The following is a 21,764-nucleotide window of genomic DNA, read 5'->3' on the forward strand; positions in this document are numbered from 1 at the left end:
ATTTGTTGTGGCGTGGCGGAGCGGCGTCAGTCGGCTTCGCCTTGCAGCAACAATTCCGACTTCAGCAGGAAGGCACCGTGAGTCACGATCAGCTGGCCATCGGAGAGGCCCTCGGTAACTTCGACCCAGTCCTCGGCGGCTCGCCCGGTCGATACGTTGACGCGTTGGAACGTGCCTCCGTTCATGTCGACAAACACAAACTCTTGGTTCTCGTGTTGAACGACCGATTCGGGTTTCACCGACAGCGTTTGGCGAGCTTCGCCGATCGGCACGGTGACGCGAACGAACATGCCCGGCCGCAGCAGGCCCTCGCGGTTGTCGATCGTGGCGATCAGAGGGACTGAGTTGGTGTCGGTTTGGACTTGGCGGCCGACATAGTGAATGCGAGCTTCGAAGCGGCGGTCGTCGAGTGCGGGGACGGTTACCGAAACGATGGTTCCCGGTTGGATGCCAACCGCCGACCAATCGCTCTCGCGGATGTTCGCTGAAACGTACAGCGTATCGGTGTTCGCTAGGACGACCAGCGAGTCGCCTCGCGAGACGCGTTCGTTGTTCGCAAAGCTGCGGGATTCGATCGTTCCGGCAAACGGAGCTCGGACTTCCAATCGCGATAGCGACGATTCGTTATCCAACGCCACCGATTGTGGATCCTGTTTGTATCCCAACAGCGTCTCGACAGCTTGGTAGGCCAAGCTAAGTTGGCGGTCGGCTTCGGCCAAGTCGGCTTCGGCGTTCAGCCGCGCCTGTTCCGCGGCAAAGGTCGCTTGATCGCGAGCGGTGCGAAAGGCGGCTTCGGCCAGCTGACGCTCGGCGCGTCGCTCGCGAATCGCACGCCCGGTGACCGCTCCCGAATTGGCCAATGGTGAGATGTTGTCGAGCAGTTCCGCCGACAATTGAAGATTTGCGTAGGCGGTCATGATCTCCTGGCGATAGCTGCCCAACGCGAGATCGGCCAGCGAATCATCGATCGCGTCGACCGATCGATCTTGATCGAGCATCGACGACAGACGCAGCAGATTTTTCGCGACCGTCGTCTCGCGCTCCAGCACTTGCTGAGCAATCTGGTGTTGTGCCCGCCGCTTCAGAATCTCCGCTCGCGCTTGCCCGATCTCGGGGCTCCGCAAGATCGCCAGCAACTGGCCGCCCTGCACCGCCTGGCCTGGCGTGACCCGCAGTTCGGTGACGATGGCATCCAGCGGCGCTTTGACTTCGATATGTTTGGTTTCGTCGTATCCGATCCGGCCAGGGATCGTGTGATAGTTCTGCAGCGAACGCGATTGAGCGGGGACCGTTTCGAACCCGGCAGCTTTCAACTTCCCCTCGGGCAGCGTCAGCGTATCGGCAGCCACAACGTCGTCGGTCGCCGCTTCTTGCTGATCGGATTCGGATCCGCCAGCGTTGATCTGATGAACTGCAAACCAACCCAAGCCCATCAAAGCGATCACAAATACGATCGGCCCCCCTTTGGCGAGGGGCTGGAAACGGCTGGGCTCGGTTGGCGGTTGCGTTGCAGGGTCGGACATGGCGGGCAGGCGTTCGAAGAGGGTGTGGGGAGAGTCTTTCCCCTACACAAAGCACGAACCGTGCCAATGTCCGAAATTGCCTGGTTTACCAGCGAATCGCCGTTCCTGTTGCCGCGGCTCGCGAAATCGTCGACTCGGAATGCAAAGAAACTCTCCACCCCCGTGGACAGATTCTTTCCTCGCCGCCGCGAGCGATAGCAATTTGTGACTTTCGGCCTATTCGGCGGATTCCGCCACGGCCGAAGTTGATTCGACGTCGGTCGACTTGCTGCCGATCAGGATTCCGGTGCCTCGCAGTCGCCACAGGAAGAAGGCGCCGCCGGCGGCCATCATCGCTGCGCAGACGGCAAAGATCCGCTGCGGTTGGTCGCCGAACAGCGGCCGGATCGCCCAGTACATCAACGACGCGACGGTCAGGAAAGTGAACGAGACGGCGTTGGCGGTTCCCAGGAATCGACCACGCTCATTGTCGGGGGAGAGTTTCTGCAACAAGGACTGCAGCGGGATGATGTAGAAACCAGCAAAGAAGCCGGCTCCAAAAACAAAGCCAGCGGTGTTGCTGAGCGCGACGCGGACCATCGGCCCCATGTCGGGAAGCGTTGGCGTCACGAAGGCCAATAGGAGGAAGAAGAAGACCAGACCGGCGGCGCCGATCGGGACCAGTTTTGGATTGATCTGGTGGCCGGAGATCAGTCCGGCAACGGCGCATCCGACGCCGATCGCAACTCCCATCACGCCCAGCAGGACGCTCGCTTCGGTCCGATCGATCCCCAGCACAACCGTATATTCGGGCAGGATCAACAGCGCCAGTCCGGCCAGCAGATAGAAGTAGCCCCAGGCCAACATCACCATCAGGAAACGCGACTGAGCCATCTCTTGGATCGAACTGACGTACGTGGTGAAGGGGTTCCAGTCGAACTTCATCGATCGATCGCCCGGTTCCAACCGCGGCATGAAGACCGCGGAGATCAGTCCCAAGATCGCGATCACCAGCAGAGCAGCACCGGGCAGCCACTGGATCGGCGTCAGTGATGCATCTTGTGGGCTGTAGCGATCGGCCACAACGCCGCCCAGCAGCGTGCCGACGATCACAGCGACATTGGTCATCATGTTGATCGTGCCGTTGGCGCGGCTGAGGTCGGTGTCGTCGACAAGTTCGGGGATCATGCCATATTTGGCTGGCCCAAAAAATGAGCTCTGGCAGGTCAGCGCGACCAACGCCAGCAGAGTGATCCAAAGGTTGCCCAGATAGAAGCCGACCATCGCGATCAGCGCGATCGGGACCTCGGCGATCTTGACCCACAGCGTGACTTCACGCTTCGAATAGCGATCGGCGATTTGGCCGCCATATCCCGACAGAAGAATGAAGGGAATCGTAAAGCAGATACCGACGATTCCCTGGCCGCCGTCTCCCAGCATTCCCGCCCAGGCGCCGTCGATGACCATAAACGTCAACAACATCTTCAAGACGTTGTCGTTCATGGCACCTAAAAATTGGGCCGCCAGCAGGCTCAAGAAGCCGCGTTTTACCAGATTGCTCTTCAACGGAATCGCCTTGCGGTTTGAGAGGCAAAAGGAGTGCTGGGATGTTGCCGCGATATCCCATTCCTTCTCAAAGGAACCTCTTTAACCCAAAGCGATGCGCGAAATCAACGCCTTACCCCGATTAAATTAGCATCTGCGGCAAGGTTTCCGTGCTTGGCAGGGAAGCCGATGGCATTCCCCGCCAGGTCAGCGGCGTTATTCCGGAAGCGTTATTTGGTTGGCAGTTCGACCAACTGCTTTCCTTTGGCCATCTCGCGGATCTCTTCGGTGATCTTCATCGAGCAGTACTTTGGTCCGCACATGCTGCAGAAGTGAGCGCTCTTGAACGTATCCTGCGGCAGCGTTTCGTCGTGGTAACGCTGCGCGGTTTCGGGGTCCAACGACAAACGGAACTGTTCCTTCCAATCAAACGCGAACCGGGCTCGGCTCAACGCATCGTCGCGATCTTGCACGCCCTTGCGGCCGCGAGCCAAGTCGGCGCTGTGAGCGGCGATCTTGTACGCCACGCAGCCTTGCTTAACGTCTTCTTTGTTTGGCAGGCCAAGGTGCTCCTTGGGAGTCACGTAGCACAGCATCGCAGCGCCGTGCCAGCCAGCCAGCGCCGCGCCGATCGCGCTGGTGATGTGGTCGTATCCCGGCGCGATGTCGGTGACCAATGGGCCAAGCACGTAGAACGGAGCGCCGTTGCACAGTTCGGCTTGCTTCTTCATGTTCATCTCGATCTCGTGCATCGGGATGTGGCCGGGGCCTTCGACCATGACTTGGGTGCCGCGATCTTGGCCTCGCTTGGTCAATTCGCCCAAGACTTCCAGTTCGGCGAATTGAGCCGCGTCCGACGCGTCGGCGATCGATCCGGGACGCAGGCCGTCGCCCAACGACCACGTCACATCGTATTGACGCATGATGTCGCACAGATCGTCAAACGCTTCGTACAGCGGATTTTGTTTGTTGTGAACCATCATCCACTTGGCAATCAGCGAACCGCCGCGGCTGACGATGCCTGTCACGCGATTGACTGTCAGGTGCAGATGCTCCAACAACACGCCACAGTGGATCGTCATGTAATCGACGCCCTGCTTGGCTTGATGTTCGACCATGTCCAAGAAGTGCTGGGCACGCATGTCTTCGATGTTGCCACCGAGTTCTTCCAGCATCTGGTAGATCGGCACGGTACCGATCGGAACTGGCGAGGCGTCGATGATCGATTTGCGGATTTGATCGATGTTCTTGCCAGTCGACAGATCCATCACCGTGTCGGCGCCATGATGCACCGCGTAGTGCAGCTTCTCCAGCTCTTCGCCTTCGTTGCTGGTGACCGCGCTGTTGCCGATGTTGGCGTTGATCTTGCACTTCGATGCGATCCCGATCGCCATCGGTTCCAGCCGTCCGGCGACGTGCACCTTGTTGGCCGGGATCACCATCCGTCCGGCAGCCACTTCGTCGCGTACCAGATCGACAGCCAAATCTTCACGCTTCGCAACGAACTCCATCTCGGGAGTGGTCTCGCCCGCGCGCGCCGCCAAAATTTGCGTTTCTTTCATCCGTCTATATCTCCAGTACAGGACCTTGGTTCGAAGTGCGAGCAAGGGTGTCAAGGTTGGAAGTGAGCGTTTTCAGTTTTGGGGTCAACGCCATACAAGCAAGCTCAGAATGCTCGACGTTATGTTGTATCCCAGCGGGCGATTTTCGTCGAGAGACCACCATCGGGAGGGCCGCTGTTCCGTCAACCGCATCGCCGAGCAAAGCTTGCTGTGCGGCAGCCATCAAACTCGACTGAATGGTCGCCTTACGAGCGGTCCACGGCCGCAGAGTGCCAGGCTCCCGCTATTGTTCGTATCTATCGCACTCAACCGACGCCTCCGGCTGCTCGGCAAAGCTGGCGATTTGACGTTGCCGTGAACCGACATTATTTGCTGGTCCGGCGCCGTTTCTCTTTGACATCGGCGGAATCTGGATGATATGGTGCCTCTTGTTGGGGCGGTCGTCGCCCCGCATTAGTCTCGGGAGGGTGCAATGGTCTCCGTTCGGCGTTTGGGTTGCAGTGGTTTTCTACTCGGGCTGATATCTCTCGTGGGAGTCGCCTGCGGGAACGATCCCATCCGAGTCGATGCCGACTTGCTTCCGGGCATCGGCGGCTATTCGACGGCCGAAGCCGATCTGGGCTGGTTGCCCGCGGGAAAGAAGGTCGATGTCGAGGTCCGCGTCGTCAATCGATTGTCCGACGTGGTTCAGTTTGACCGGTTGAAGCTGGACGGCAGTTTGAATAAGGCGGAGGCGACGGGGGATTCGATTCCTGTAGGGGGCGAACTCACGATTCGCGCTGGCTTGACGATTTCCAACTACAGCCATGAAGTCGATCAAAGCATCGCAATCTACTTGGCTCGTGATGGCAAGCGATCGGCTCGCGATACGGTGCGATTGCGTTTCCAGGTTAGCGAACTGCTGCGGTTCCATGCGAAGACCGCTCAGTTCTCGCGCGACAGTTCCGACAAACAATTCGTGGAACGGATCCCTGTCACGATTACCAAACCGATCGATGCGGCAAAGGTCCAAGTTACGGGGACCGGTGATTTTCGTAACGCCCGCGGGGCGATAGTCCATTGGCAGGATCGCGATTGGTTGCAATTCGAAGTCGATCGCGAAGATCCCAATCAGGCGGAACTGGCGGGCACTCTAACGATCGAGGATCCGGTCTCGAAACGCAAAGATATGATCACCTGTCTGGTCAGGTATCGCGTCCCGGTGACGGTCCGCCCCGGATTGCTGTTCGCCAGGCTGGCTTCGGACGAAAAGTCGTATGCCGTGACGGCTTTCGTTCGCTTGTACCCGACCGAAGAATCGGCCGCTCGGTTTGCCGAAACGAAAACAGCCACCCAGGCTCCCGCGGTCGTCGCTGCGCATCTCGGCGAACATCCAATGGACGTGACGACACATCCACTGGGGGCTGGCGTTTACCGTGTGGAAGCCTTTGTGCCAGAGCGATTTGTCGGGGAAGCCGACTCCGTCCAGTGGCAGATCAAAACCGACGGGAAGGTCCATTACGTAAAAACTCGCGTCGGTTTTCCTCGCTGATAATGCGCCGGCGATTTGCATCCGTCCTTTTCGTTTGAGAGCCGTGCCGATGTCGATGTTCAGAAGTGGGAAGCGAACTGCAGGAGGACTGATGGTTTTTGTGCCACGGATCTTGTGTTGGCTGGTATTGCCAGCGACGATCGGCTGGGGACAGGCCGACCTGCAACAAATAGCTGATGCGCGAAGTTATATCGAAAGCATCAACGATCGAGCGGAAGCCATCACGAGATATGACGCCGCAGCGCGGCGCGAGACAATGATGCTGTTTCCCGATGGTCGCTTGTTAGAAGAGAGGTCTGTCGAGCGAGTGATGTTTGATGCGGAGGGGAATCGTTATTTGTGGATTGCGAGAAAAAGTCAGAACTTAAAGCGGGCCTATGAGGCGAAGGACCCGGCAGCCGACGTGCCGCTGACGACGCAATACCTGGCGATCTTGTATGTGAATGGGCAGCGGTACGAGTTGGACGGTGGCAAAGTGAGCAGGAGGATGCGGAAATCGGATCAATCGTCCTCGTTCCCCGGAGAAGGCAATGTTGACTTTCGCAAGTTGGGGATCGGCGGATCGGTCTCGGAGAATGAAATCTTGCTAAAGTTGCTCGCCTCGGCGAATTCGGCAGACGTGATCGCCAAGGGGGATCAGGTTGAGGTGCAATTGGCAACGCCCGAAGTTACTCCCTATTCGGACAAACCATTCACTGAATTGCAGTGGCGTTTTGATGCCGAAACGACAACGGTTCGTTCGTTCCAGCGGATTTACCATGCCTTCTGGCGTGACAAGTTGTATCCATCGATTCAGGCGCGGGCTCGGTTTCAGTGGCAACGGATCGACGAACACGACGTTCCCAGAACGGTCCTTGTCGAAAATCGCATTTATCCAACGCCTGGCCCAGGTAATTTGACCGGTGAGGTGGAGCCAAGCTATGCGCCGACCACGATCGATTGCCACTGGTTTTCGCTGAACCAGCCGCTTCCCGACCAACCTTTTTCGGTCGACTTCCTCTCCGACGAGAAAAAACTCCAATCGTTTGTCGATCCTGAGCTCAACGGTGCGATCCGTTTGGTGGATCGATAGCGATACGGTCACTATAGTTGCTTGGCGTCTGCAACACGTTACACCGCGGTGCACAATGAAAACGCAACACGCGAGGCCAAGCAATTTGCTGGGCCTCGCGTGGACGCATTATTGGCGTTGGCGTTGGCGATGCTGCCGCAGTGCTGCGGCAGCGGCGCTCTTTGGTTCGACTCTACAGCCGAATGTTCATCCTTGCACCGAGGATCGATGTCGGGTCCTCGAAGGTCGGAGTGTCGGAGGCCGAGCCGATCAGTTGGTAGTCGAACGTCAGGTCCATGAACGAACAGATGTTGAAGTTGTAGTACAGTTCGAGTCCTTGGCCGTCGCGGAGCGCCCCGGTTTCGTCCTTGATATCTTTTAGAAGTGCTTCGTCTTTGGTCGCGTCCAAGTAGTAATAGCCAGCGCCAAAGGAATCGTTGCGGCGGCTGCGCGAGAGCATGTTGTGACCGCCGATACCAGCGCTCAAGAACAGACGCAGTGGGTTCACCGATTGGTCTCCAACACCGACGCGTCCGAACAGACCAAATCCGCGTCCTTGGCGGTCGCTGTAAAGGTACTGGTCGAAGTTATATAGGAAGGCGTACGTGCCCTCTTGCTTGTTGGTCAGATCGATCGTGACATCCTCCCCCGATCCAGAGAGGCTTGCACGTGGGTCGGGGACCAGTTCGCTGAAGTACTGAGTCGAATAGAGCGCGGTGAACGATTGGTGGCCAAGTTTTCCAAAGAAGTTGGTTGGCACGCGAAGACCCGCGGTCAGCAGTACGCCATTGTTAAACAGTTCATCAAAACCGCTGGTTCGCGTCGTGTCGGTTGGATTCATGATCGTGAACACGAACAGTGGCTCGTAATCGTGCAAGATCGCAAACCCGGCTCCCAGACTGGAGTAAGGTGAGGCGACGATCGCGGCTGGGTTGGTGACCAACGCGAGGTTCGAAAATTGAGAGATGCCGCGGCCATGGGCGAAGTCGTTGCGATCGCCATCGAGCGTATCGAACTTACCCATAAAGAGAGCAAAGTTCTCCGACAGCGCCTGGGTCACGACGAGATTCGTGATGTAGAGGTTCTCGGTCTCCGCGGGCAGATGACTGGCGATCGTCGGCGGCATGACCGACCCGGTGTTAGCCGGATTGAGTTGTTCGCCAAAGCGATGCTCGGCGCGCAACCGAAAAAACAGCCCATCTTGCAGACCAAACTTGCTGGCGTCGACGTTCAACAGATAGTCGCCGTGACCGCTGTAGCGAAGCGAGTCGGGCAGGCTGTCGTTGCCGCCGCCGACCACGCCGAAACCAAATTGAGTCACATTGCCGGTGAAGCTGTAGCCGTTCTCCTGCATCGCCTCATAGGTTTCTGCCAATTCGCCAGCTTGGGCCGTCGATGTCACAAGAAGACATGCCAGACATGCCTTCCAAGTGATCCTAAGCGTTAAACAATGATTCATCAGATTCCCTTCCGCCACTCGTGTGCTGGAACCACATTGCCTCGCTGTTGGAGGCAGCCCCTTGGGTTCCCATTAGAAATCCTATCGGTGCCGGTATGCTATCTCTCCATAGAGTTCCGGCGGGGCAACCCTTAGTCGCGGGGGCAGCACCGATACAATCGACACAGGCGGCGCAGCCTGAACGGTGTTGTGATGTTCTGGTCTTAGGGGGGGCGTGGCGGCGACCGTGGAATCGAAAACTCCCGACTACAGCGTCTTAAGATATTCCAACACCGCCGTCCGCTCGGTTTCGGAAAGCTTGCTGGGGTAGTCGTGGCCTGCGGCACTTTTACCCACCTGCTGCGTATCAAAATAGGTCCGGCGGATCGCCCAGTCGGTCTGCGTCAGCGGGACTCGATCGACCTGTTCGATCTGCAAACCGACGCGCTGTGCGTCGATCTCTGTTGCCGTTCGCCGCCAGATCTTGGGCCGTTGCTCGGGATGCAGCAGATGCCACAGCGTCGGAACGCTTCCGTTGTGCAGGTAGGGAGCACTCGCCCAGATGCCGTCAAGCGGCGGCGCGACGTAGCCGTTGGATTCCGCGTGCGAACCATCGCTGCCGTAATCGCTGAACCAGCTCTCGACGTACTTTTCTTTGGCTATCGTTGGCAAGGCGAGCAGCCGAATCGGATCGGTGCCAATGTCCTTCAGGGCAATCCGGCGGTTCGGGTATTCGCCCCCGTCGCCGTACGTTCCGTGGCAGTCGGCGCAGGTTTGATTAAAGACCACTCTCCCCTGCTCTGCCAACGCTGCGTCGATCGGGCCTTGGTACTTCGGCGGACGCATGCTTTGCAGGTAGGTGAGTACATCCTTGAAATCCGATTCCCATTCCCTGAACCGCTCCGGCCCATTCCCTCGGCTCAGCATGAACTGCATCAGCCCACGATGACTCAGCCGCGCAAAGCCATCGATATAGATGAACTCCTTCTTGTGAAGATTCCACCACGGCGGAGCGTCGAGATCGTGGTGCAACATCGGCGGCGGTTGGCGATCCATCACGAGGTTCAAATCTTTATCGCGGTAGTTCATCAGGGCGACGCCAAAGATGACGGCGTTGCTGGTCCCGTGCGTGGTCCCCAGCGGCAGCACCGCCGATCCCAGCTCCATCCGCGTCAGTCGTTTGCCGCTGCGAAACTTCACCTTCCGCATCTCTTCGCTGAGCGTCTGTAAGCCAAACGCGTTATTGGGGGCTCCTGGGTGAACCTGGCCATAAACCGTTCCGCCGTGACACGAGAAGCAATTCATCGTCCAGTTGCCCGCATCGTCGACGACGTATTGCAGCGGTCGACCGCTATCGTCGTTGGGACGCTTGGTCAGCCCATAGCGTTCAAACGCCATCTGCCGCCGTTGCTCGACAGTCGCGTCGGCAGCTTGGGCTCGCAGCTCTTTAGGCCAGACCTCCCAAATCGCATCGAAATCGGACTGATGGAAATCGGGAGACAGGTAAACTTTTTCCGTCAGGAATCGGTACCCACGCTCCGCCGCGGCGATTTCCAAAGTTGCATCGTTCGGCGCAGCTGCGGCGGCGCGAGTCGTTGGATCGTCGGCACGCGCAGCTGTCATCGAGACGGCGACAATCAAGATGAAAAACAGTTTGACTTGCATTGCTGACCTTGGAGGAAGTTCAAGCGGTGAAGCTGACGGCACGCGATGATGAGCGTCGTGTGCCTGTCGATTATACGCGATCGGCGGAGGCGTGAAATCAAATAGCCATCGCGATTCGTCGGCACGCGAGATAGCAAACCATCCGCCACAGGTTGCTTCCCGCCGGTCTCGGCTGATTTCATGAGCAAAGCGATACTATTGGCTTTGCCGTCCCTGCATTGATTGCCTCCGCCTTGTTCGCAATTGTTTTGCTGGGCCCGACTGACTGTGAGCGGTATCTGCCCGCGACGCCCGCGTTGTAATCGGCGGGCTGACTTGGCGGAATCGTGTCATTGCTAACGGGAGCACTGGGGAAACCACGTCTATAACGCCACGCGTCTCGAAGCATTTCGATCCTCTTGCAGGCTGCGAGACGCATGTTCTCGTAGACAACTGATACAATGAGTACGTTGTTGGACGTGACATGGCGCACCCGAACAAGCACATCCGCGAAGCACTCGAATACGGGAAATTACATGGGTGGCGATTTGAGAAAGCTGGCGGTCGGGCGCACATTTTTGGAACGATTTATTGTCGCCATGGGCACAGCGATTGACTGATCTTTATCCATAGCACTCCCCGCAATCCCGAAGACCACGCTCGTCGAATTCGACGCAAGGTTGATCGATGCCCGAACCCTATTGGAGCTTGAGTTGATGCAGGTATATGCATTCACCGTTCAAACGAATCGTAATTCAGATCCATCGATCGTCGATTCGATCTATTCCGTGTGCGACGATGCAACTGCGTTGGTGGAAGATGGCAAGTTAGCGATCGCGTTCGATCGTCGGGCTGATTCGCTCGAACAGGCGATTCGCGAAGCTGTCGATGCGCTCCGAAGTTTGTCAGTCGATGTGACGTCGGTCACGCTGGATGTTGAATCTTTGGCGGTTCTCAATTGATGTCGCATAGCCCGAGGAACGCCGCGAAGTTGCGTCGCAACCAGCCGTTTCTATGGATGCAGCTTTGATCGTCCAACGTCCGTAGAAACTTCTCGCGTGGGCAATTTGTTAATTCTGTTACCGCTCGGACATCCTGTTTTGCAGTTTCGTTATTCTCGCATTGCTTCGCGGAGAGCTTTGAGTCCGCGGTGTAGGAGGCCGGCGACGGCGCCGGTGGAACGATCCAAGAGGCCGGCGACTTCTGAAAGTTTCTTTCCTTCCAAGTAGTGCATGCGAACCGCTTCACGCTGTGTTTCGGGGAGCGTTTCCAGAGCGGCGGCCAGTTGCACCACGCGTTCGTTGGTGGCGATGTTTTGACTTGGTGTGGGATCGCTGCCCGCTAGCAGCTTTTCCAGGCAGAGCGACGATTGGCCGAGCCGATCTTCCAGCGAACGCTCGCGGTCGATGTTCCGCTTGTCGCGATGCAGATCGCGATCGACGTGGATTAGGTTGCGGGCAAGGATCTGCCGCAACCAGGCTCGCAGTTCGACATCGGTAGTGCCGCGAAAGTCGTCGATCGCTTGGTAGGCTTGGATCATCGATTGCTGCACGATGTCCGAAACGCCAACCTTGGCCCGGTAACGGGGACTCAGCTGAGCTCGCGCCAACGCTGTCAGATAGGGCGCGTACTGCTGCAATCGATCGACGTCTTCGGATTCGTTCATCTATTCGCCTGGGAATTCTTGGCTGATTCCATATCGCACCGCTTCGACAAGCGTTTCAATCTCATCGGCTTGAATGCTCAGCGGCGGCATCAATACGATAACATCTCCCAGCGGCCGAATCCAAACTCCGCGATCCAACGCGTGCCGACAGACCCGGGCGCCGCGCGTCTGCCCAGCTGGAAACGGCTGCTTCGAAGCTTTTTCTTCGACCAGTTCGATTCCGACCATCAATCCGCGTTGGCGAATGTTGCCGACGTGGCGATGGGACGCCAGCGGTTGCAGGCAACGCTGCAAATGATCGATCTTGGCGGGCAGGTTTTCCAGTACCTGCTCCTCTTCAAAGACGTCCAGCGACGCCAACCCTGCCGCAGCCGCCATCGGATTCCCGGAATACGTGTGTCCATGGAAGAACTGTTTGTTCTGATCCAGGTCGCCTAGGAATGCGTTCCAGACAGCGTCGCTGGCCAGCGTGGCAGCCATCGGCAGGTAGCCGCCGGTGAGTCCTTTGGCGATACACATCAGATCGGGCGAGACCTGTTCGTGCTGGCAGGCGAACATTTTTCCGGTGCGGCCAAACCCGGTCGCTACTTCGTCGCAGATCAGCAGGATGTCGAGTTCGCGAGTCAGGTCGCGGACGCGGCGGAGGAACCCCTCGGGATGCATGATCATTCCGGCGGCGCCTTGGACCAGCGGTTCCATCACGACGGCGGCGATCTGTTGATGCTGCCCGGTCACGAGCTCGCGAAAGGTTTCAAAATAGTGATCGCAAGCCGTTTCGGGCGTCACGTTTTCGGGCAACCGATAGGTGTCCGGACAGGGGCCGCGCAAGACGTCGAACAACAGCGGACCGAACAGCGAATGAAAGTGTTCGACGCCGCCGAGGCTGACGCCGCCGGTCGTATCGCCGTGGTAAGCTGCCCCCATGGCGACGTATTTCGTTTTTTGTGGCTGCGGATTTTCTCGCTGCTGCCAATATTGAAACGCCATCTTCAGGGCGGCTTCGACCGACGACGAACCGTCGGAACTATAGAAGACGTGGTTCAGCCCTTCGGGAGTGACGTCGACCAATCGGCCGGTGAGTTCGACGGCGGTGCGGCCGATCATGCCCAGGGAAGTGACGTGGGCGATCTTGCCCAATTGGTCGCGGATCGCCGCGTTGATCGTGGGGTGATTGTGGCCGTGCAAGTTGCACCACAGACTGCTGGCGCCGTCCAGCAAGCGGCGACCTTCGATATCGAACAGCCAGTTTCCCTCACCTCGCTCGATCACCAGCGGCTCATAGTGAGCCATTTGGGTAAAGCCGTGCCAGACGGCGGTGCGATCGATGTGGGCGATATCCGCATTGGAATAGGTGGTTTTTGTAGTCATGCCGGCTAGTTTGCCAGAATCGGCGGCGATACAGAAGCGTAGGCCCGATGTTTGCAGGCAACGGGTCGCACGCAGCCCGCAAATCGGATAAAAAGAGGCGGCTTGGCCGGGTGGCGGAATGGCAGACGCTGGGGACTTAAAATCCCTTGCCCGTTAAGGGCGTGCGGGTTCGAGTCCCGCTCCGGCTATTAAAATTGCGATCGACAACACACAAACCCCGGTTCCTACCGGGGTTTTTTCGTTTCCGCACGTTCCGGTGTCGTGAGACCCGGGAATGCTTGGGGGGGTGCCCTGGTGGTGCGTTTTGCGGTAGCCAGAAGGGCTTGGTTGTGGGGGCGCGGCGGCTGGGAGGGGGTGGATTGCGGTAGTATTTACCGCAAAAGCCATTCCGGAATCGCGGTTTGACTGGCAGACTTCCCATCGACTGGGTAGGGTTGAGCTGACGAGTTTCGCCAATGCTTTGGCGCAGTTCGCACTGCTAGCTCGCTCGCCTTGGCCGCTTTATCAGTTAACCACTTGGCCAGGGCGGGCGGACTAGCCGCGACGCTCTTTTCTCGTCTGTGGCTCATCTGCCAACCGGTTCGTTGGCTCTCTCTCGATGTCGCCGCATCGCTGCGGCGACGTTCGCTGAGCGGACGCTCTTAACGCTGTTGCGTCGAGCCTGTCGACTCGGCAACTTGCGTCGCTGGCAGGACGCCCAGATAGCTCAACAGATCGCTGATCTCTGACAGCGACAACGTATCCAACAGACCAGCAGGCATCGTGCTGGTGGTGCTTGGTTGGATCTGATCGATGTCTTGTTTCGGGATCACGACGACTTGGTTTTTGATGTCGCGAATCGTCACATGATCGCCATCGCTGGCCGACATCAAGCCGCTGTAAACCTTACCGTCGAGCGTCATCACACGCTTCGATTGGTATTGGTCGCTGATCACATGCGAGGGATACAGGATCGATTCGACCACTTCTTGTTTGGTGAAGCGGCGGGAGACTTGCGTTAGGTCGGGACCGACGCTCTCTCCCTGATTGCCAAATCGATGGCAACTGATGCACTGTGCCGCGGTGAACAATTGGCGTCCCTTGCTTGGATCGCCAACGCGTCCCTCATCGGTTCGCAGGTAATCGAGCAATTGCTCCATGTCCCATTTCGATTCGTCTTCACCCGGCAATTCGGCTGCCGATTTGTTGGGGTAGCTGCGAGCGTACCAGTCCTGCCAAGGACGCATCGGTTCTTTGGCATTAGGCGTTGGTTGGAAGCCAGTCCAATGTTCCAACAGCGTCAGCGATTGTTTTGGCGATGCGCCGTTTTCGATCGCACGCAATCCTAACAGGATGACTTGCCGTAACGCTTCGGGGTCGTCGGTGGCAATTTCGACAGAGCTCAATTGCGACAGTACGTCGACCGCAGCAGCCGGTTCGAGGATGTTCAGCGAACGGACTAGGTAGTCCCAGTTTTCGCCATCGGGATAGAGAGCGAGCCCCATCGCGACGGGAGTCCGGCGTTCGGGTTCTTCCCGCCAGATCTTCCGCAGGTGTGCTTGAGAATCCTCGTCGCCAGCCATCGCCAGCATCGCAACGATACCGGTCCGCAAGCGGCGATAGACATCGCTGGTATGTTGATCGTTGCTGATCGAAAGGTCCAGGTCGCGAAGCATCGCAGCGGTATCGGTATCGATCGGACGCGGCAATTTGTAGATCGCTGCCAACGCGGCGTTGGGCCATTTGGACCCTTCTTCCAAGATCACGCGAGCTTCTTGTTCGGTCAGATGTTTTCCAAAGTCGCGCGTGACATTCATCATGTACAGCGGGTAACTGCTGCCCGATTGGGCCAACGCGGCTTCTTCGTAGAACCGGATCAATTCGAATCGTTGTTCGGGCGTCCAGTCGTATTCGATGAATTGCAGATGCATCGCGACGTGCGTGCGATCCTCTTCGGAGACATCGCTGCGAAGATATTCCATCGCACGTTCGACGATCGAGGTCGCTTGCAGGTAGGCACACAAGCGAACGATCTCGCGATTCATACGCGGTTCGCCCGTCGGGAACTCCTCGGCGATTCGCTCTCGCAATTCGGGAACGTCGGCGGGCCGAACCTTGCCGCGATGCAGCGCGACTTCGGTCACTCGCAGCAGGTCGATGAAGTCGCCATCGCTGAGGAAGTCCTCCATCAAATTTGACATCTTCGCCAACACGGCTCGAGCAACCGCTTTATCGGTGGTCCGCGTGACCAGCGCCAATCCGCCGACGATGGCGACGCGCGGTTCATCGGATTGCAGCACCATCTCTTGCCATTGATCCATTGGGATCTGTTCCAGCAACCGCCGGGCGGCGAACGCCAGTTGACGATCGTGATCGGCTAGCAGTGGTATAAGTTGTTCCGCAGGCGGGTTTTCCCCCGATCGCAACAGCGCTTCGCAGGCGGCGCGACAGACGCTGGGGTCGGTGTCGGCAAGCATTTCGGTCAGCCGCCGCGTGGTTTGTTCGCCGGGGTTGAGTCCCATCATTTCAGCAGCTTTGATCCGGACCGCTTCGCTTTTCGCTTTGCTCAATTCGAGGATCAGTTCCTCGCTCGGCAGCGGGCCAAACAATTGCATCAAGTTCATCGCACGGGTGCGGTAGTGCGGCGGGTTGTCGTCGCTGAAGGCGACACCGGCGACCAATTCACCCCACTCGTCGCCGAGCTCTTTTTGAACGCCAGCGATCTTTTGCCGGGCGTAAGCGGAATCGAGTTGCGGTTGGCGGATCGCCGCGGCGACGCCGTTGCCCAGGTTCTTAACCCGTTCGGGAATCTCGCCGTCCCACAGAACGCGATAGATTCCGCCGGCGGTACCTCGCCCACCAGTGGCGAAGTAGAGTGCGCCCTGCGGGCCGACGGCGAGGTCGGTCACGTTCAAGGGCTGGCCTTGCAGGAAGACCTCGCTATCGGCGGTGTATCCTGCGCCTTGTTTCTTGAGATCGACAGCCAGAATGCGTCCCTCGGACCAATCGGCCAGGAACAGCGAGTTCTGGTATTTTGCTGGGAAGGCAAAGTGTTCGTAGATCGTTGCACCGGTGGGTGAACCGCGACCGGTCTCGAGCACGCTAGGAACGCGATCGAGGTAATATTCAGGCCACTTCGACCATCCGCTACGCCAGCCGAACTCGGCTCCTTCGGCAGCTTCGAACAGCAGTGTCGGGCGGTACCACGTTGCACCGACGTCCGATTCCATATCGCTGTCGTGAACAAACAGGCCGCCGTCGGGATGGAAGGCCAAGTCGTAGGCGTTGCGTAAACCACCAGCGACTCGCTGCACGCTGCGGCCTTCGATATCGGTCCGGAAGACGATTCCGCCGGGAGCTTTCACACCCATCGCATGTCCGCCGGGATCTTCGTATTTGGGAACTAGGTCGCCTTCGTAACTGCTCTTCAGCGTCGTCCCCGGTCCCTCGTCGGCATCGATGTGGACATGGTTTCCGACGACGCAATAGATCATTCCGTCGGGGCCCAAGGTCAAGCCATGGCCGCCGTGTTCGCCGGGATTGCCTTTGAACTTAACGATCAGACGTACCTGTTCTAACGTGCCGTTGCGATCGCGGTCGCTCAAACGGTACATGCCGGCACCGTCGGGACCATAACCTGTCACAAAAACTTCGCCGTTGAGAGCCAGGATGCCCTGACAGCTCTGCACCTTATCGCAGTAGGTGCGGACCTCTTCGGGAATCGAATCGCCATCGCGATCGAAGATCAGCAACAGCGGTCCGTTTTCCTGCGACGCGATGATGTGACCAAACTCATTAAATGCCATCGCGATCACCGATCCAACCTCTTCGTCGTCGAAGACGCGTTGGACGGTGAAGCCCGGTTGGATCATGAAGCGTTCGCTGTTTTGATGCGATTGTTCAGCCACCACGTCGGCTTGGCGATCCCAGGGGATCGTGCTGCCCAGTTGGCCAAACGATTGTGCTTTGAGCCAGCGGCGGTCGTTGTAGAGTGCCGTTTGCCACATCGGTTGAGCCGCGTTGGCAACGACCCACGATTCGTCGCTGGAGAACGAGAACCATTGGCCGCCGGTGACCGCTTGGATCTGAACGCGAGCAGCCAAGGCGGCTGTCGATCCGCGTTGGTTGACGACTTTGACCGCGACGACGTTGCGGCCGATCGCCAAGAAGCGAGTGATGTTGAATTCGTCCAGCTTGCGGGCACTGCTGCCGGCACCGACGCGACGTCCGTTGACGAACAGTTCGTACTGGTCGTCGGCCGCGATCGTGACTCGGCCAGTGACCTGGGCTCGAACGTTAAAGCTCTTGCGGAAATAGCATTCGCGACCCTCGGGAATACTATCCTTTTGGAATCCCGGGGCCCAGATCCATTGAGCTTCCTGCGCGGAAAGACCGCCTCCGGAAAGCAGGATCAACGAGCTAAAAAGAACGCAAAGGCGGTTGCGGATGCTTCGATTGCCGTGCATGGCTGGCTCTTCTTTCTCAGGTCCTTCGAGATTCTTGAGTGTTTAATCGCTCGACGTTACCGAAATTCAGGGGGGCAAGGCAAGAGCGAATTGTGCGACGAGCGTTGGGGTGGTTCAGCGAATTTAGGCGACGTCGCTGAGCCAGCTGCGGAGTACGTTTGCAGCCGCGTCAGGGTTGCTCTCGACGATCGAATTGAGTTCGTCGCGGAGATTCGATCCGGTGACTTCCAGGGTCGGCGCGGCACCGACGCTGTTTGCTTGTTCCTCCTGCAGCGCCAATTCATCGACTGGCAGCTGAGGGATTTCCAAGCCGAAGCCGTCTGCAAAGTCGGCGACTGGAGCGGTCGGCGGTGCTTTGAGTGCGCTGCGAGCGACCAGCAATGCGACCAACGCCAGGACGACCAGGGCGATCGATTGCCAGGAGGAGGCGAGCCATGCTGTCGCGCGGCTGGTTGTTTCGGGAGTCAGATTATCGGGGCTGGGGAGATCGGGGTAATCGATCACGGTGACCAGAGGCGATCGATCGTCGCCGGCTCGCAAGCGAGGAATGATCGTCGTCACAGCGCTGGTGATCTCCTCTTTGGTCGACGACCGCAGACGCTCGCGATCGGCGGGTGAGAGCGGTGGAACATCCTCCGGACCTTTGTCGGGGTTTTCGGTCAGCCAGCTGCTCTTCCATAGCTCGTCGTAATAGCTGCCTCGCAGACTGATCACGACCGATGCGCGAATCGGTCGCAAGCCGGCTAGCTTGGTTTGCGTGTGAGTCGTGCCGACAACTTTTTCGGTCTGTTCGCTGGATTCGGTTTCTTTGCTGCGATTGGCCAGTTCTTCGACGCGAGCTGCTTGGTTGCCATAGGCATTCGAAGCGACGCCGGGAGTGCCGCCGGTTTGTGGACGAGTCGATTCGACCAATCGCGAACTGCTTTGCTCTCTAAGCGTCGCCGGATTCGAATCGTATTTCAGTTCGGTCGATTCGGAATCCATCGTCGGATCGAGTTCGACGTCGACCACGACGCGAGGCGATCCGTAACCGGCCAGAGCATGGCGGATCTTGGTTTCCCAGGCCCGTTCGTAATGTCGTTTGGTGCGGTAGTGGGGATTGTTTTCATCGATCCAAGGATCCTCTGTCGCCGCCCGAGCATTGGTGTCGGTGACGGTAACGTCGGATGCTTCCATCCCGGCAAACGCGGCTCGGACCAGATCGGCGATCTCTTTTTTGGTGTACGGCGACAGCGGTTCGTTGCCGTGGGGAACGATCACGATCGACGCGGATTGTTTGGGTTTAGTCGCAAAACCTTGACGCTGGGAATCGTAGAAGACCGACGCTTTACGGACTTCGGGGAACTGCATGATCCGGCCGGAAAGGTCGATCTCCTTCCCCTTCATGATCCGCTTTTCCAGCAGGTTGTTCGACGCAAAGGGGCTCGAGTTGTAGAGCGCGTCTTGCGTCGCGGCGGCTTCTTCCAAAGGGATCGCGTTGCCATCGCTGAGGGCGCGCAGGTAGACGTCGCGGGTCTCGCTGGGAACGCGAATCCGGCTGCCGACAAATTCGTAATCTCGGAGCTCGGCGTTGCCAAACGCGATCTCCGCTTTGCGAATATCTTCGTCGTTTAGCAACCGGCCACCAAACAGATACTGCGTCGATTCGGAACCACCGGATTGCAACAACAACCCCACGCCGATCACGATCACGGCGATCAACATCCCTGCGATCATCCGCGATTGGATGGGCATGGCGGAGAAGTTTTCGCGGATCTGATTCCAGAAGGTGCCGAAGGTGTTCATGGTGCGGTGGAGATGGGTGAATTCGTTGTGTGGCAGCGTTGCGAGCGACGGCTACGGCGATGTTAGATTTGCATTTGATTGATTTCTCGATACGCTTCGACCAGTTTGTTGCGGATCTGTTGCATCAACCGGAACGACATGTCCGCTTTTTGCACCGAGGTGAGGACTTCGATGCGGTCGACATCTTTGCCCGTCAGCATGTCGTGGACGGAGGCATTGGCTGAATTCTGAGCTGCGTTTACCTCTTGGAAACCGTCGACCAACAGGTCTGTGAACTGCTTGTAGCCCGGTTCCACTGGCTGCGTGCCGGGAACCGGCGGCGCGAGCGGCATCTGGGCTGGCGGAATTCGCAGAGAGACAGGGTTCATTGGTTCGGTCGAGTTTCAAAAAACTGCCGCTATCGGAATGCTGGCTCACACAGCGCGGCACCGGTTGCGTTAGATGTTATGCGATGATCGAGAGGCTCTCGCGTCCCAGGTTCTTGGTGATTTCCATCACCCCGATATTTGCTTCGTACGATCGCGTCGCTTCCAACGCGTCGACCATCTGCGTGGTCATGTCGATGTTGGGATAAGCGACGTAACCTTGGTATTTGCCTTCTTTGATCGCCAGTGGATGTTGCGGTTGATAGCGGTAGATCGGTTCGGCGTCGCTGATCTCGATCGAATCGACTTTAACGCCCGAGACGCCGGGATTGGTCGAAACCGATTCGTCGGTCTGGAACACGACGCTGCGACCTTTGTAGGGCGTGGCGTTGCCGTTTTCGTCTTTGAGCGACGACATGTTGGCGATGTTGCCCGAGATCGTGTTCAGTCGCACGCGTTGTGCAACCAGGGCGCTGGTGCTGATGTCTAAAGCGGAGATCATTTATCTGCCTCTCTTTCGGTTCTAAACGCGTTCGCTGATCGCAACACGCAAGGTTTCGAACTGGTTCTTCATCAACGCGATCGCCGTGTTGTGGAGGTTTTGGTTTTTGGCAATTTCGGTGACCTGGCGTTCCAGGTTAATTTCGCTGCCATCGTGGTACAGCAGGTTCTCCATCGCGCGTCGCGGGCCGTCCATCGGATCGATATCCGCGGCGTCGCCGGAATTGTATCCGGGAGACGGATTGCGGGTCGCTTCGATCGCTTCGGATAGCGCCGTTTGGAACTCATCGGTCGACAGGTCGCGAGCTTGGTAGCCGGGCGTGTCGATGTTAGCCATGTTGCCCGCCAGCACGTTGTGCCGCCGTTGTGCGAAGATCGCACTCTGTTCCAACGCGGGCAGCGCCGTTTGATTAAAGATGTTCAGCATCGGAACCCCTTCAGCATCGCAGGACGCTAAGCCGCTTGGCGACTGATCTGCTGTTTGGCAAATCGCACCGTAACCGCAGCGCCGCCCTGCGGGCAGTTCTGCCAGCTGAGTTCGGCACCGGTCATCTGCATCGCCGCTGGCAGATCGCAGGGGCGTTCGAGCAGGCCACGTCCGGAGTCGGCGATTTCCAGTTCGCATGCATCGGGCGATTCCCAACCGATGAAGGCTACTTCGCCGCCAGCTTCCATCGACGCGGTCGCTTGTTCAGCCAACGCGGAAACGATTTCCGCAAGTGGTCGGACCGGGGCCGGCAGCGGGATGTTGTTGGGAATGTCAACCTCGACGCGAAAGCGTTCTTCCAGGTCGAGATCACTGATCACTTGGTGGACGACATCGGCCAAGCACGCTGGCACTTTTCGAAACTTGGGCATCGCTTCTGCTCCTTGCATTGGGAATCCAAGAAGCTTGATTACGAAGATTCGTCGAACTCAGCAAGGCGAGTCTCGTCGTCAAGTGAGTAGGAATCGGAAGATCTTGAGTTAAAGTTCGAAAAATCGTGGATTTGTTTTGCCATCGCGTCGCGCTGCGTCGTCGCATGCCGCTCGCACGTCGCTTCGAGTTCCAGCACCAATTGGCCCAAGGCGTTGCACTGCCCCGCGACGCTCTGGCAGCGAGCGCGGGCCTCGGGCGAAGCCCACGCGAGGTCGCCGCGCGATTGCAGTGCCGCGATCTCGTCTTGCAATCGCTGCAGTTCCTCGATCAGCGTCTGCTTCTCCGCTAGCAATTGCAGCAATGCCGTAGCGTCTCCCGCGGTGATCTGTTGCTGCTGCTGTTTCCCCTTCTCGATCAGCACGCCCAGCAGCCGGAATTTATCGTCGACCAGTTGGCTCAAACGCAGGGCGGCTTCGGCGGGAGAGTGCGAGGTCATCGATGG

17 protein-coding genes and 1 tRNA gene are annotated in these 21,764 nt (G+C 58.1%); 4 read left to right on the top strand and 14 right to left on the bottom strand.

Annotated features, from left to right (window positions below):
- Window positions 1-26 precede the first annotated feature (26 nt).
- From CA51_RS04375 to thiC, 3 genes are all read right to left on the bottom strand, one after another.
- Window positions 27-1,523, bottom strand: coding sequence for an efflux RND transporter periplasmic adaptor subunit (locus tag CA51_RS04375; RefSeq protein ID WP_145118136.1), 1,497 nt, complete (start codon window positions 1,521-1,523; stop codon window positions 27-29).
- A gap of 216 nt (window positions 1,524-1,739) precedes the next feature.
- On the bottom strand, window positions 1,740-3,068 hold the full coding sequence (locus CA51_RS04380; RefSeq protein WP_145118138.1) for an MFS transporter: 1,329 nt from the start codon (window positions 3,066-3,068) through the stop codon (window positions 1,740-1,742).
- Between the two features lie 209 nt (window positions 3,069-3,277).
- On the bottom strand, window positions 3,278-4,609 hold the full coding sequence (thiC, locus tag CA51_RS04385; protein WP_145118140.1) for a phosphomethylpyrimidine synthase ThiC: 1,332 nt from the start codon (window positions 4,607-4,609) through the stop codon (window positions 3,278-3,280).
- A 472-nt stretch (window positions 4,610-5,081) separates the two neighbouring features.
- Here thiC and CA51_RS04390 point away from each other — a divergent pair, with 472 nt between their 5' ends.
- Window positions 5,082-6,140, top strand: coding sequence for a hypothetical protein (locus CA51_RS04390; RefSeq protein WP_145118142.1), 1,059 nt, complete (start codon window positions 5,082-5,084; stop codon window positions 6,138-6,140).
- A 91-nt stretch (window positions 6,141-6,231) separates the two neighbouring features.
- A complete protein-coding gene (locus CA51_RS04395) occupies window positions 6,232-7,212 on the top strand; it encodes a hypothetical protein (RefSeq protein ID WP_145118144.1) in 981 nt (326 codons plus the stop codon).
- A gap of 172 nt (window positions 7,213-7,384) precedes the next feature.
- Here the strand turns inward: CA51_RS04395 and CA51_RS04400 are convergent, their stop codons facing one another.
- Complete coding sequence (locus tag CA51_RS04400; RefSeq protein ID WP_145118146.1) at window positions 7,385-8,650, bottom strand: carbohydrate porin; 1,266 nt, start codon at window positions 8,648-8,650, stop codon at window positions 7,385-7,387.
- 246 nt (window positions 8,651-8,896) lie between these two features.
- On the bottom strand, window positions 8,897-10,294 hold the full coding sequence (locus CA51_RS04405; protein WP_231746000.1) for a c-type cytochrome: 1,398 nt from the start codon (window positions 10,292-10,294) through the stop codon (window positions 8,897-8,899).
- Between the two features lie 695 nt (window positions 10,295-10,989).
- Here CA51_RS04405 and CA51_RS04415 point away from each other — a divergent pair.
- Window positions 10,990-11,235 carry a hypothetical protein gene (locus CA51_RS04415; protein ID WP_145118148.1) on the top strand — a complete coding sequence of 82 codons (246 nt, stop codon included), beginning with the start codon at window positions 10,990-10,992 and terminating at the stop codon, window positions 11,233-11,235.
- A gap of 149 nt (window positions 11,236-11,384) precedes the next feature.
- Here CA51_RS04415 and CA51_RS04420 read toward each other — a convergent pair whose 3' ends face one another.
- The gene (locus CA51_RS04420; protein ID WP_145118150.1) at window positions 11,385-11,939 is read right to left on the bottom strand and encodes a sigma-70 family RNA polymerase sigma factor; all 555 of its coding nucleotides are present in this window, start codon (window positions 11,937-11,939) and stop codon (window positions 11,385-11,387) included.
- Window positions 11,940-13,307: an adenosylmethionine--8-amino-7-oxononanoate transaminase gene (gene bioA / locus CA51_RS04425; protein WP_145118152.1), complete on the bottom strand. Its 1,368-nt coding sequence runs from the start codon at window positions 13,305-13,307 to the stop codon at window positions 11,940-11,942.
- 104 nt (window positions 13,308-13,411) lie between these two features.
- On the opposite strand from bioA, the gene CA51_RS04430 reads away from it, so the two are divergent.
- A tRNA-Leu gene (locus CA51_RS04430) sits at window positions 13,412-13,495 on the top strand.
- A gap of 453 nt (window positions 13,496-13,948) precedes the next feature.
- On the opposite strand, the gene CA51_RS04435 is transcribed toward CA51_RS04430, so the two are convergent.
- The 7 genes from CA51_RS04435 to CA51_RS04465 all read right to left on the bottom strand — a co-directional run bounded on the left by CA51_RS04435 (window position 13,949) and on the right by CA51_RS04465 (window position 21,758).
- Window positions 13,949-17,701: a DUF7133 domain-containing protein gene (locus CA51_RS04435; RefSeq protein WP_231746001.1), complete on the bottom strand. Its 3,753-nt coding sequence runs from the start codon at window positions 17,699-17,701 to the stop codon at window positions 13,949-13,951.
- A gap of 174 nt (window positions 17,702-17,875) precedes the next feature.
- On the bottom strand, window positions 17,876-19,537 hold the full coding sequence (locus CA51_RS04440) for a flagellar M-ring protein FliF C-terminal domain-containing protein (protein WP_145118156.1): 1,662 nt from the start codon (window positions 19,535-19,537) through the stop codon (window positions 17,876-17,878).
- 62 nt (window positions 19,538-19,599) lie between these two features.
- On the bottom strand, window positions 19,600-19,905 hold the full coding sequence (fliE, locus tag CA51_RS04445; protein WP_145118158.1) for a flagellar hook-basal body complex protein FliE: 306 nt from the start codon (window positions 19,903-19,905) through the stop codon (window positions 19,600-19,602).
- A gap of 76 nt (window positions 19,906-19,981) precedes the next feature.
- Window positions 19,982-20,404, bottom strand: coding sequence for a flagellar basal body rod protein FlgC (flgC, locus tag CA51_RS04450; RefSeq protein ID WP_145118160.1), 423 nt, complete (start codon window positions 20,402-20,404; stop codon window positions 19,982-19,984).
- Between the two features lie 21 nt (window positions 20,405-20,425).
- Window positions 20,426-20,830 carry a flagellar basal body rod protein FlgB gene (locus tag CA51_RS04455; protein WP_145118162.1) on the bottom strand — a complete coding sequence of 135 codons (405 nt, stop codon included), beginning with the start codon at window positions 20,828-20,830 and terminating at the stop codon, window positions 20,426-20,428.
- A gap of 26 nt (window positions 20,831-20,856) precedes the next feature.
- Entirely contained in the window at window positions 20,857-21,261 is a 405-nt protein-coding gene (locus CA51_RS04460) for a histidine kinase (protein WP_145118164.1), read from the bottom strand.
- Window positions 21,262-21,299: 38 nt separating this feature from the next.
- Entirely contained in the window at window positions 21,300-21,758 is a 459-nt protein-coding gene (locus tag CA51_RS04465) for a flagellar export chaperone FlgN (RefSeq protein ID WP_145118166.1), read from the bottom strand.
- Between the last annotated feature and the right edge of the window lie 6 nt (window positions 21,759-21,764).

Origin of the sequence: Rosistilla oblonga, from assembly GCF_007751715.1 — a bacterium.
GTDB lineage: Bacteria > Planctomycetota > Planctomycetia > Pirellulales > Pirellulaceae > Rosistilla > Rosistilla oblonga.